Raw genomic sequence first — 11670 nt, 5'->3', positions numbered from 1 at the left:
CAACGATGCCACTGTCTGTAGTTTTCACCCTACGAAATAAGGTGTTCTCCACAACCTGCGACGGAGGTCCGAGTGAAGCACGTGCACGCCGGAAAGGTCAGGGACCTGTACGAGGACGGCGACACCCTGCTGCTCGTCGCCTCCGATCGGGTCTCGGTCTACGACGTGTCACTGCCGACGCCGATCCCGGAGAAGGGCGCGCTGCTCACGCAGCTCTCGAACTGGTGGTTCGAATTCTTCGGTGACATCCCGAACCACGTGCTCTCCACCACCGACGTGCCCGCCGAGTTCGCCGGTCGTGCCGTCCGGGTGAAGCCGCTGCGCATGGTCCAGGTGGAGTGCATCGCGCGCGGCTACCTGGTCGGCATGGGGTTGCGCGAGTACCAGCGCGACGGCGCCGTCTCCGGGGTGAGGCTCCCCGCCGGGCTGCGCGAGGGCGACCGGCTGCCGGAGCCGATCTTCACCCCGACCACCAAGATCTCCGACACCGGGCACGACGAGTTCCTCACCTTCGCCGACGTGGTCGGCCAGGAGGGGCGCGAGGTGGCCGAGCGGCTGCGCGACCTGACCCTGGAGATCTACTCCCGTGGCGCCGCGCACGCCGCCGAGCACGGGGTGATCGTGGCCGACACCAAGGTCGAGTTCGGCTGGAACGGCGACGTTCTCACCCTCGGCGACGAGGTGCTGACCTCGGACTCGTCCCGCTTCTGGCCTGCCGCCGAGTGGGAGCCGGGGCGCCCGCAGCGCTCCTTCGACAAGCAGTTCGTGCGGGACTGGGCCACCTCGACCGGGTGGGACAGGGAGCCGCCGGGGCCGGAAATCCCGGCCGATATCGTCGAGGCGACGCGGGCCAGGTACGTGCAGGCGTACGAACTGGTCACCGGCCGCACCTGGGCCGGGGTTCCCGCCTGACCGAGCCCGCACGCCGTGCGGGAGCCCCGGCTGCGCTCGGACGGTCGCCTCGGTCGCGCCGGGCCGGAATCAGCTCGGCTCGCCGCCCAGGTGCCGCGCGAGCCGGTCGAGGAAGGGCCGCGGCCCGGAGCCGAGCTTCTCCCGCGCGGTCGCCAGGTCGAACCACTCGACCCGATCCAGCTCGGGAAACGCGGTGATCTTTCCCGAGCGCGGCGGCCACTCCAGGTCGAAGGTGCCCGGCACGATCGCCGCCGGATCCAGCTCGCCGCGCACCGCCCAGGCCGCCAGGTTCTTGTGGTTGCGCCCGCTGCGGTAGCGCACCGCGCCGAGCGCGGCCCATTCCCCCGCGGGCACCGGAAGCCCCAGCTCCTCGGCGAACTCCCGCGCGGCAGCGCCCTTCGCGTCCTCGCCATCCGGGTCGTACTCACCCTTGGGCAGCGTCCAGGCGCCCGCGTCCTTCTTCGCCCAGAAGGGGCCGCCCATGTGCCCGAGCAGCACCTCGACCACCGGATTCGATCCCCGGTACAGCAGCACGCCCGCGCTGAACGTTTCGCTCACGGTCCAGCAGTATGCCCGCTCGCGGCGTGCCGCAGCCGGGCGGCGCGCAGCGTGAGGTAGTCCCGCTCGGGCGTGCTCGTGGTCACCGCCGCGGCCGCGTCGTAGTGCGCGACGGCCACGGCGGTGTCGCCGGCGATCTCGCGCAGGTGCCCGCGCACGGCGTCCAGCCGGTGGCTGCCGGCGAAGGCCGCCTCCAGCCCCTCCGTCGCCGCCAGCCCGGCCGCGGGGCCGTGCACCATGGCCACCGCGACCGCGCGGTTCAGCGTGACCACCGGGCTCGGCGCCACCCGCTCCAGCACGGTGTAGAGCGCGAGAATCCCCGCCCAGTCGGTCTCGGAGACCCGCACCGCCTGCGCGTGCAGCGCCGCAACGGCCGCCTGGATCCGGTACGGCCCGTCCAGTCCGGCGCCGATCGCCGCGGTCGCCAGCCGGACGCCCTCGCCGATCATGGCGCGATCCCAGCGCCCGCGGTCCTGCTCGGCCAGCGGGATCAGCTCGCCGTGCGGCCCGGTGCGCGCACCCCGCCTGGCATCGGTGAGCAGCAGTAGCGCGAGCAACCCGGTGACCTCGGGGTCGTCCGGCAGCAGCCGGTGCAGGGCGCGGGTCAGCCGGATCGCCTCGGCGGCGAGGTCGGCGCGGCGCAGTTCGGCGCCCGCGCTGGCCGTGTGGCCCTCGGTGAAGATCACGTACAGCACCCGGAGTACCGGCTCCAGCCGCTCCCGCCTGGCCGCGGGGTCCGGTCGGACGAACGGCAGCCCGGCGAGCCGTTTCTTCGCGCGCGAGATGCGCTGCGCCATGGTCGCCTCCGGCACCAGGAAAGCGGCGGCGATCGCCCTGGTCTCCAGCCCGCCGACGGCGCGCAGGGTGAGCGCGACGGCCGCCGCCTCCGGCAGCGCCGGGTGGCAGCAGAGCACGTACATGGCCAGGGTGTCGTCCCGCGCGGGCACCTCGGCGTCGGTGACCTCCCGGTCGAAGACGGTCTCCTCGCGCCTGCGCCGCGCGACCTCGGCGCGCACCGTATCGGCGAGCCGTCGCTGCGCCACCCGGAGCAGCCAGCCGCGCGGATTGTCCGGCAGCCCCGCGTCGGGCCACTGGGTCGCGGCGGCGATCAGCGCCTCCTGCACCGCGTCCTCGGCGGCGCCGAAATCGCCGGAGCGCCGGGCGAGCACCCCGAGCACCTGCGGGGCGAGCTCGCGCAGCAGCAGTTCGAGCTCGGGTGCGAGCCCCGCCCTCACTGCCCGGCGGACATCACGGCGCGCACCTCGATGAACTCACCGATCGGCGCACCGCCCGGCCCCGGCGCCGCCGACATCCGCGCGGCGATCTCCACCGCGCGCTCCGGGCTCGCCACGTCGACCACCAGGTACCCGGCCAGGAACTCCTTCGTCTCCGGGAACGGCCCGTCGGTGACCACCGGCGCGGTGCGCCCGTCCGAGTGCACCACCACCGCCTGGTCCGGTCCGGCCAGGCCCTGCGCGTCGACCAGCTCGCCCGCGGCGGCCAGCTGCGCGCCGAGCGTGCGCTGGAAGTCGATGTGCGCGGCGATGTCCGCCGGGTCCCACTCGGGCAGCGGGGTGCCGCAGTAGGCGGCGGGGGAGTGCGACTTCAACAGCATGTACTTCACGGCCTGCTCCTCGGTGCGGGCGCCCGGCGGGCGCGCTCACAGCATGGTCGGAGCCGATCGGGCCCGCTCGACACGGTTCGGGTCACAGCTCGGCGGAGGTGTCGGCCAGCCGGTCGGGATCGGCCGGCTCGCCCGCGGCGACGAGCTCGCGGATCCGGTCGGTGACATCCCAGACATTGACGTTCATCCCGGCCAGCACCCGGTTCTCGCCGTCCAGCCAGAAGGCGACGAACTCCCGTGCCCCGGTGTCGCCGCGGACCACCACCCGCTCGGCGGCGCCGCGCGCGACGTAGCCGGTGTACTCCATGCCGAGGTCGTACTGGTCGGTGAAGAAGTACGGGATCCGGTCGTAGCTCGCCTCCCGGCCGAGCATGGTCTTCGCCGCTACCTCGGGCTGGTTCAGCGCGGTCGCCCAGTGCTCGACCCGGATCCGCCCGCCGAGCACCGGGTGCTGCTGCTCGGCGATGTCGCCGACCGCGACGATATCGGGATCGCTGGTGCGCAGGTGCTCGTCGACCAAGACGCCCTTGTCGGTGTCGAGGCCGGCGGCCTCGGCCAGCCCGATCTCCGGGACGGCGCCGACCGCGATCAGCACGGCGTCCGCCTCGAGCTCCGTGCCGTCGTCCAGCCGCAGCCCGGTCGCCACGCTGATCGCCCCCGCGTCCCGGGTGGTGATCTCCGCGACGCCGGTGTTCAGCCGCAGGTCGACGTCGTGCTCGCGGTGCAACTCGGCGAAGACCGCACCCATCTCCGGGCCGAGCACGCCGAGCAGCGGCTGCTCCGCGTTCTCGACAACGGTCACCGCGACGCCGGCGTTGCGCGCCGCCGCTGCCACCTCCAGCCCGATCCACCCCGCGCCGACCACGGCGAGCCGCCGGGTGCCGCCGGCGAAGAGCTCGCGCAGCGTGTCGGAGTCGTCCAGGGTGCGCAGCGTGTAGACGTTCGGGGCGTCCGCGCCGGGCAGGTCGATGGCACGCGGGCGGGAGCCGGTGGCCAGCGCGAGTTTGTCGTAGGAGAGCGTGGAATCGTCCGGCAGCGTGACGGTGTGCGCGGCCGGGTCGATCGCGCGCACCTCGGTGCCGAGCAGCAGCTCGACCCGGTGGTCGCGGTACCAGGCATCCGGTGCGACGGTGAACTCGGCGAACGGCTTGTCGCCCGACAGGTGCTCCTTGGAGAGCGGCGGGCGTTCGTAGGGCAGGTGCTCCTCCGCCCCGATCACCGTGATGAGTCCGTCGAAATCGTTGTCCCGCAATGCTTTCGCGACACCCGCGCCGCCGAGGCCCGCGCCGACGACGATGAAACGACGATCCGAGGTCATGACGGACTCCTCACGGTGGAAGGGCCTGGCGGCGACCTCGCCCACCCTAGCGCCGGTCGCCGCGCGCGATCGGGGAATCGCGGCGCGGTTCGGGAACGATTCCCCACCCGGGGTGGTTGCTCCCGGAGAGGGTGGCGCGCGCCACCGCGACCGAGGCTGTGGAAGGACTCCGACCGTGAGCAAGGATGTTGCCGACTTCTGGTTCGACCCGCTGTGCCCGTGGTGCTGGATCACCTCGCGCTGGATCCTCGAGGTGGAGCAGGTGCGCGATATCGACGCCCGCTTCCACGTCATGAGCCTCGCGGTGTTGAACGAGGGCAAGGACCTGCCCGACCAGTACCGCGAGATGATGAAGTCCGCCTGGGGGCCGGTCCGGGTGGCGATCGCCGCAGCGCAGAAACACGGCGACGAGATCCTGTCCGACCTCTACACCGCGCTCGGCACCCGCATCCACAACCGCAAGGACGAGTACGAGCGGGAGACCCGCGAGGAGACGCTGGCCGCCGTGATCGCGGACTCGCTCGCCGAGCTGGGGCTGCCCGCCGAGCTCGCCGACGCGGCCGAGAGCACCGAGTACGACGAGGCGCTGCGCGCCAGCCACCACGCGGGCATGGACAAGGTCGGCGACGACGTCGGCACGCCGACCATCCACATCAACGGCGTCGCCTTCTTCGGCCCGGTGCTCTCCCGCATTCCGCGCGGCGAGGACGCGGGCAAGGTCTGGGACGGCGCCGTCGCGCTCGCCTCCTACCCGCACTTCTTCGAGCTCAAGCGGAGCAGGCACGAGGGGCCCGAGTTCGACTGAGCGCGGGTTCTAGTTCGCCGGGTTCGGTCCGCCGGGTCCGGTGGCCCCTGACCCGGCCGAGCCGGTATCGCCCGGGGTCTCCGGCCAGGGAGGCGCCGGGGCGGCGGGCGCGCCGGGGCCCCACTGCGCTGTCGCGCCGGGATCCCCGTGCGCCGCACTCGAAGGCGGCGTGCCGGCCTGGCCCCGCGGCGGCGCGGCACTCCACGACGGACCCGTGGCATAGGGAGGTCCGTACGGGCTCGCGCCCGGGGCGCCCCCATCGGGGTTCCCCGCCCCCCGGCCGTACTGCTGGGCCGGGGGCGCCCCGATGCTGTACGACCTGGCTCCCGGCTCGTAGGGCGCACCCCCCTTGCCCAGCGGCACCGCGCCGTACGGCGGCGGATACGGCCCGGCCGCGTACGGCGGCTGGACGGGCGCCGCGGGCCACCAGAACAATTTCCCGTGCCTGCTCCGATCGCGCAGCGCCCACATCCGCCAGGTCAGCACCGGGTGCGAGGAGAGTGCGTTCACCACCCAGATGAAGAACGCCCGCTCCGTGGCGGCCCGATCCGCCATCTCGTCGAACCGCACCGACGAGTTCAGGTACTTGCCCGCGCCCAGCGTGCCCATCGCGCCCGCCGCCCCGGTGTGCCGGTTGCAGTACCCGTGGTTGTCCGCGGTGTACTCCTGCGCGCGGATCAGCGCGGAGCCGAGCAGCGGCAGGAACGGCGCGAGGAACATGCCGAGCTGCCGCCAGTAGGAGACGTGCCCGGCCGCGATGTGCCCGACCTCGTGCCCGATGATGAACGCGAGCCCGTCCGGTTCCCGCGCCTCCCCGCCGATCTCGAACAGATCGCTGTACACCACCACGTACCGCCGGAACCCGTGCCCGGAGGCGAAGGCGTTGATCTGCCCGTTGCCGAGCAGCACGTACGCCTCCGGCGCCCGCTTCATGCCGAACCGCGCCGCGGCCTCCTGCACCAACCGGTAGCCCTCGGGGAACTGGGTTGGCGACATCTTGACCGCCCCGACCCGCTGCGACGCGTAGTTCACGCCGCGCCCGAACCACACCACGATCGGCGCCCCGGCGATCAGCAGCACGTACTGGTTGACGCTGCCCGCCACCAGCACCGCCAGCGCGATCAGGTACCCGATGACGGTCACCACGATCACCACGACGAGCAGCGGGATCTCCCAGGTGTGCCTGGCCGGCGAGCCGAAGGGCGAGAGCCCGCGCGGCGCGGGCGCTGACGGCGGCGGATGGTACGGCTGCATGGGAAGAACTCTAGGCAGCAACGGCCCGACCCGCCCCCGTGCGGCCGCGGAAACGCGCCTGACACAATCGCTGCCATGCGCGTATACCTGGGTGCCGACCATGCCGGCTTCGAGCTGAAGAACACCGTGAAGGCCCACCTCGAGCAGGCGGGGCACGACGTCGTCGACTGCGGCGCCCTGGAGTACGACGCGCTCGACGACTACCCCGCGTTCTGCATCGAGGCGGCCCGCCGCACGGTGGCCGATCCGGGCAGCCTCGGCCTGGTCTTCGGCGGCAGCGGCAACGGCGAGCAGATCGCCGCGAACAAGGTGCCCGGCGCGCGCTGTGCCCTCGCCTGGAGCGTCGAGACCGCGCAGCTCGCCCGCCAGCACAACAACGCCCAGCTCATCGGCATCGGCGGCCGCATGCACTCCGCCGAGGAGGCGCTGGCCATCGTGGACGCCTTCGTCAGCACCCCGTGGTCGGACGAGGAGCGGCACCAGCGCCGGATCGACATCCTGGCCGAGTACGAGAAGACCGGCGTTCCGCCGGCGCTGCCCGCCTCCTGACCCCGTGCCGGAGGGCCACACCCTGCACCGGCTCGCCAAGCTGCACCGGACCCGCTATGCCGGTGCGCCGGTGCGGGTCCGGAGCCCGCAGGGCCGCTTCGCCGCCGGTGCTGCGCTGGTCGACGGCCAGGTGCTGACCCGCGCCGAGGCGTACGGCAAGCACCTGCTGCACCACTACGAGTCCGGCCTCACCGTGCACGTGCACCTGGGGCTGTACGGCGTCTTCACCGAGGTACCGCTGCCGATGGGCGAGCCGACCGGCCAGGTGCGGATGCGCATGGCAGGCGCCGCCGGTTTCGGCACCGATCTGCGCGGCCCGACCGCCTGCGAGGTGCTGGACCGGGCCGAGGTCGCCGCGCTCGCCGACCGGCTCGGCCCCGACCCGCTGCGCCGCGGCGCCGACCCGGCCCGCGCGCTGGAGCGGATCCACCGCTCGCGCAGGCCGATCGGCGCGCTGCTGATGGATCAGCGGGTGGTCGCCGGGATCGGCAACATCTACCGCGCCGAGCTGCTCTTCCGGCACGGCGTCTCGCCCTTCCGCCCCGGTGCCGAGCTCGGCGCGGAGGAGTGGGCGGCCATGTGGGCGGACCTGGTCGCGCTCATGCGGGTCGGGGTGCGGGTCGGCAAGATCGTCGTCATCCGCCCCGATGACGACCACGGTGCCCCCGCGTACGGCCCGAACCGGCCGCGCACGTACGTCTACCGCAGGCAGGGCGAGCCCTGCCGGATCTGTGCGACGCCCATCGCCCACGCCGTGCTGGAGGCGCGAAATCTGTTCTGGTGCCCCGGGTGCCAGCCCGGCTAGCCGGCGACCGCGGTGCCGAGGTCGTTGCCCCCGGACTCCGCGGGGGCGTAGCGCCGCCCGCCCGCCGTCTTGGCCGAGTACATGGCGCCGTCCGCGCGGCGCAGCAGCTCGGTGAAGTCGCACGGGGTGCCGGGCAGGTTGTAGGCGGTGCCGACGCTCGCCGAGACCGGGACCGGGCCGACACTCGACCACACCGGCTCGCGCAGCGCGCCGACGATCACGGTCGCGAGCTCGGTGAGCGCGGACGGGGAGACGCTGCCCGCCAGCACGAATTCGTCGCCGCCGTACCGGCAGATGATCATCTCCGGGGTGCTCACCTCGCGCAGCCTGCGGGAGAGCTCGACCAGGACCTCGTCGCCCACCGCGTGGCCGTAGCCGTCATTGATCTGCTTGAAGCGGTCCAGGTCGACGACGAGCACGCCGATCCCCTTGCTGCGGTCGGCCGCGATGGCGCGGACCCGGTCCAATAGCAGGGTGCGATTGGCGAGATCGGTCAATGCGTCGTGCGTCGCCTCGTGCCGCAGCCGGTGCTGCAGCGCGGCGATCTCGCGCACCCGCTGCGACGTCTTGGCCTCCTGCTTCGCCTTCTCCTGGGCCAGCGCGCGATTCTGCAGGGTCTCCGCGTAGCTGTCGATGGCCTGGCTGGCGACCAGCGGCCAGCGCGTCGCGACCAGCGAACCCGGTGTGCCCGACGGGAAGCCGAGCAGCCAGCGGGTGGCCTGCGCGAGCATGCGGGTGCGCTCGAAGGGCTCGCGAGCCAGCATGGCGCCGAGCCGCCTGGCCTCGACGACCGGGAACGGCTCCGACCCGGCCAGGTACAGCAGCCGTCGGATGATCTCGGCGAGCTTCGGTTCCACCTGCTGCACAGTCGTGCTCGACCCCGGCTCCGCGCAGATCGCCTGCGCCCATGCCCTGGCCATGACGGTGACCGGTGGCTCGAAGGTGGACATCGAGATCACCGGCGATGGGTGACGTGGAAGCCCGTGCCACAGGTACCTGCGTCACCCGGATAGAGCCCACTGCTATGCGGTCGGGCCCACCGAGTTCGGTGCACGCTCACCGCCCCCTTTCCAGATACCCCCGTCCGGCAAAAAGGATCCTAGCAAGCCACTCGGCACCGAAAAACGCCACTTGACAATGGTTGTCGGGGTTCACGGCACACGCGATGGCGATGGGGAGAGTATGACACCACCGTGACCTCCGCGTGACATAAGAGCCTTTTGTTCACTGCTCGATCGCGGCCGGCGGTTCGCGCTCCCTTCCCCGGCGGGGCGCGCCCCGCCGCCCCCGGATGTGCGGAGCTCGCCACCGCCATCGGCCGCACGGGGTGCGCGCGCCGGGCTCCGCCCCCGGCGACGTGCGCAGAACTCCCCATGCTTCCCCTGACGACGGCGCTCCGACGATGCTGGCCGACCCGCTCCGGCGCCGCCGGATCGGGTCGTGTCTCCATGTTTGCTCGCATTGCCCGAAACCGCCGCGATTTCAGGGAACATACTGCTGTTTATTTTTCGGAGCTCGCCGGATGCCCGACCGCCTGTCAACCCCCCTGACGCCACCGCCGCCGCCCCCGTGATTGGCGCAAGCGGTCCGCCGTTCGGTACAGTCGGCTCGCACACGACATCGTGGCGATCCCATTGATGTCGTATGCCCGCGGGTGTAGTTCAATGGTAGAACCTCAGCCTTCCAAGCTGATGGTGCGGGTTCGATTCCCGTCACCCGCTCCACGGACGGACCCCTCGGCGCCGCCCGAGGTCACGGGGTGTGGCGCAGCTTGGTAGCGCATCCGCTTTGGGAGCGGAGGGTCGCAGGTTCAAATCCTGTCACCCCGACCAGTTTCTCGGCGGAGCGTTGCCCTGGTCGAGGGCTGGGCGTCCGTCGTGGTAGGGCTTATCGGTCGAGGTACAGCCGCTCGTCGGGTAGCCGCCGCAGGCTCTCTGTCCCTGAGACCGCCACGGTGACCGCCTCGACGTAGCGCCGCCGCTGGTGCTCCCGGACGAATGTGAGTGCCGCCGTCGAGCAGGCCACATAATTCAGCCGCGTGCCGCGCAAGACCACCGACAGCCGGACGTCCGGCTCCCCTGGAAGCGGGCTTTCGCCACCCGCCCGCCGCCATGGCGGGCCGGTGCGCTGGATGAGTGTCCCTGCGTCGGCCCGGTACCGAGTGCCGGGCTCGACCGTAGGCTCGGGTAGTCGTCGATCCTGTTCGGCAACAGCGGATTTCATCGCGCCGTACCGAAATCGGAATAGCGTGTCGACGGGGTGAGAACGGCGGCAACAAGAAGGCGCATCTGCCGCGACACGAGAGCCACGAGCTGCGCGTACTCCGCCGCGTGGCGAAAGCGCTGCAGGTGCCGCTCGCTGTGCTGGCAGCAGAGTCGGATGAGGAGGCGCCATCGTGAACGAGCTGCGCGGGCACGCAGCGGTGCCCGATGACTCAGCCACCGAGGCCTTTCTCGACTCAGATCGACGATCTCCCCCGTCGACGAGGTTGAAATAGTGCGAGAGGCTCTTCCCGCGGGCAGGGGTGCGGCGGTGTTGCGGATTCCCCCGCCTCGATAGTCCTGAAGCACGCAGGCGCTCACGGCGCACTGGCCCTCGGCGCGGTTGTCCTCCCTCCAGTCGGCAGCGGCACTCGTCTCCACCGACCAAGCGGATCGGATGGCCCGGTGCAGAGCTGGTACTTGGGCTCCCACCAGGGTCGATCCGTATCGATCTACCACTGGTGGTTTCTTACTTTCGAGCATGTGGCCTGAGGGCGAAGCGTTCGGGCCGGCCAGTGTGCGCACGTCGAGATTCCGGTGACGGAGGTCGCCCTGGTGGCGCTGGAGCGCCGTGACTTCTCGTGCCGGTGGGATGTCGTCGCCCGAGTCGGGCTGGGCTGCGGACAAGGGCGATCAGACGCGGTCCAACTCGTACAACCGCGATCCGCCCGCGTCGTAGACAACGAGGTGATCGGCGGCGACGAACTCGACTCCGTAGTGCGAACTGTCCGCGGACTGCCGGACCACCAGCGCGTAGCGCCCGGCGGGATCGGGGGCGATGGCGAGAGTGCAGGAGGCGGCGGTGCCGAAGCCGGTGCAGGTGCCGCCGTTGGCGGTGAACATCTTGGGGGCGGTGCCGTCGGAGGGGGTCCAGGTGCCGACGAGGGCGTCGGGGCCGGCTTTGCCGGTGCCTGCGGGGCCGGTGGCGGCGGAGCTCGGCGGGGTGGATTCGGTGGTGGGGAGATCGCTGCCGCTGATCAGGCCGATGATTCCGGCGACGAGGACGATCGCGGTGGCGACGAGAGCCGCGGCGATGCCGGGGCGGGTGCGGGCCTGAACCAGGAGTCTGGTGCGGAGTCCCGGGTCGGGTACGGGAGCGGGGCTGCCCGCGGCGGCGTGCAGGGCGGCCGCGAAGGCGGGGTCGGCGCTGATGGTGTCGGCGATGGCGCGGATGGCGTCGGCCCTGGTGCGGCCGGTGACGGCGCCGCGCTCGGTGCCGGCCTCGACCAGGAGCCGCTCGACCGCCTCGCTGCCGCCCAGCCGGGCGACGACCACGGCGTGCACCCGGTCCATGGCGAGATCGACGGCTTCGCCGGTGAACCCGGACGGGGCCAGCCGCCGGTCTCTGCCCGCCGCCCAGGCGATCAGCAGGCCGACGACGATCTCTGGTCCCATGGACGTCCTCCCGGTGTGGTCCCGAACCCTCATGGTGTGCGGCGCGGCGCGCGCCCGGTATCCATCGAACTCCCGATACCGCTCGATCGCGGGCGAGCGCCGATCCAGGGGCGCCACGGTCCCGAATTCGATGGGGGAGAGCTGCGCGATCCTGCGTCGGATGTGCATCGATTTACGAAGAATCTCCGG

Annotated in this window: 11 protein-coding genes, 2 tRNA genes and 1 pseudogene; 6 read left to right on the top strand and 8 right to left on the bottom strand. The window is 72.1% G+C overall.

What is annotated here, in order from left to right; translation table 11 throughout:
• Positions 1 to 72 precede the first annotated feature (72 nt).
• Positions 73 to 912: a phosphoribosylaminoimidazolesuccinocarboxamide synthase gene (locus tag ACFO0B_RS30450; protein ID WP_378616934.1), complete on the top strand. Its 840-nt coding sequence runs from the start codon at positions 73 to 75 to the stop codon at positions 910 to 912.
• A gap of 69 nt (positions 913 to 981) precedes the next feature.
• On the opposite strand, the gene ACFO0B_RS30445 is transcribed toward ACFO0B_RS30450, so the two are convergent.
• From ACFO0B_RS30445 to ACFO0B_RS30430, 4 genes are all read right to left on the bottom strand, one after another.
• On the bottom strand, positions 982 to 1470 hold the full coding sequence (locus ACFO0B_RS30445; RefSeq protein WP_378616932.1) for an NUDIX domain-containing protein: 489 nt from the start codon (positions 1468 to 1470) through the stop codon (positions 982 to 984).
• Positions 1467 to 2705, bottom strand: a complete 1239-nt coding sequence (locus ACFO0B_RS30440) for an RNA polymerase sigma factor (RefSeq protein ID WP_378616930.1) — start codon at positions 2703 to 2705, stop codon at positions 1467 to 1469. Before ACFO0B_RS30440 ends, ACFO0B_RS30445 begins: the two co-directional genes overlap by 4 nt.
• On the bottom strand, positions 2702 to 3094 hold the full coding sequence (locus tag ACFO0B_RS30435) for a YciI family protein (RefSeq protein ID WP_378616928.1): 393 nt from the start codon (positions 3092 to 3094) through the stop codon (positions 2702 to 2704). Before ACFO0B_RS30435 ends, ACFO0B_RS30440 begins: the two co-directional genes overlap by 4 nt.
• An 82-nt stretch (positions 3095 to 3176) precedes the next feature.
• The gene (locus ACFO0B_RS30430; RefSeq protein ID WP_378616926.1) at positions 3177 to 4412 is read right to left on the bottom strand and encodes an NAD(P)/FAD-dependent oxidoreductase; all 1236 of its coding nucleotides are present in this window, start codon (positions 4410 to 4412) and stop codon (positions 3177 to 3179) included.
• A 175-nt stretch (positions 4413 to 4587) separates the two neighbouring features.
• Here ACFO0B_RS30430 and ACFO0B_RS30425 point away from each other — a divergent pair, with 175 nt between their 5' ends.
• Positions 4588 to 5217 carry a mycothiol-dependent nitroreductase Rv2466c family protein gene (locus ACFO0B_RS30425; protein ID WP_378616924.1) on the top strand — a complete coding sequence of 210 codons (630 nt, stop codon included), beginning with the start codon at positions 4588 to 4590 and terminating at the stop codon, positions 5215 to 5217.
• A gap of 294 nt (positions 5218 to 5511) precedes the next feature.
• On the opposite strand, the pseudogene ACFO0B_RS30420 reads toward ACFO0B_RS30425, so the two are convergent.
• A pseudogene (locus ACFO0B_RS30420) lies at positions 5512 to 6471 on the bottom strand (M48 family metallopeptidase); the annotation flags it as partial.
• 75 nt (positions 6472 to 6546) lie between these two features.
• Between ACFO0B_RS30420 and ACFO0B_RS30415 the strand changes: the two are divergent.
• Entirely contained in the window at positions 6547 to 7020 is a 474-nt protein-coding gene (locus ACFO0B_RS30415) for a ribose-5-phosphate isomerase (RefSeq protein ID WP_378616922.1), read from the top strand.
• Positions 7021 to 7024: 4 nt separating this feature from the next.
• On the top strand, positions 7025 to 7825 hold the full coding sequence (locus ACFO0B_RS30410) for an Fpg/Nei family DNA glycosylase (protein ID WP_378616920.1): 801 nt from the start codon (positions 7025 to 7027) through the stop codon (positions 7823 to 7825).
• Here the strand turns inward: ACFO0B_RS30410 and ACFO0B_RS30405 are convergent.
• Complete coding sequence (locus tag ACFO0B_RS30405; protein WP_378616918.1) at positions 7822 to 8775, bottom strand: diguanylate cyclase domain-containing protein; 954 nt, start codon at positions 8773 to 8775, stop codon at positions 7822 to 7824. The two genes, ACFO0B_RS30410 and ACFO0B_RS30405, sit on opposite strands and share 4 nt — an antisense overlap.
• A 700-nt stretch (positions 8776 to 9475) precedes the next feature.
• Here ACFO0B_RS30405 and ACFO0B_RS30400 point away from each other — a divergent pair.
• Both ACFO0B_RS30400 and ACFO0B_RS30395 read left to right on the top strand, forming a co-directional pair.
• A tRNA-Gly gene (locus tag ACFO0B_RS30400) sits at positions 9476 to 9549 on the top strand.
• A gap of 31 nt (positions 9550 to 9580) precedes the next feature.
• Positions 9581 to 9657 (top strand) — tRNA-Pro (locus ACFO0B_RS30395).
• 387 nt (positions 9658 to 10044) lie between these two features.
• On the opposite strand, the gene ACFO0B_RS31590 is transcribed toward ACFO0B_RS30395, so the two are convergent.
• Positions 10045 to 10569: a YunG family protein gene (locus ACFO0B_RS31590; RefSeq protein ID WP_449289812.1), complete on the bottom strand. Its 525-nt coding sequence runs from the start codon at positions 10567 to 10569 to the stop codon at positions 10045 to 10047.
• Between the two features lie 150 nt (positions 10570 to 10719).
• Positions 10720 to 11481 carry a hypothetical protein gene (locus ACFO0B_RS30390; protein WP_378616916.1) on the bottom strand — a complete coding sequence of 254 codons (762 nt, stop codon included), beginning with the start codon at positions 11479 to 11481 and terminating at the stop codon, positions 10720 to 10722.
• Between the last annotated feature and the right edge of the window lie 189 nt (positions 11482 to 11670).

Source organism: Nocardia jiangsuensis (assembly GCF_042650385.1).
Classification (GTDB): Bacteria; Actinomycetota; Actinomycetes; order Mycobacteriales; family Mycobacteriaceae; genus Nocardia; species Nocardia jiangsuensis.
The sequence above is the reverse complement of the archived record's forward strand: the minus strand, read 5'-3'. Positions and strand labels throughout refer to the sequence as shown.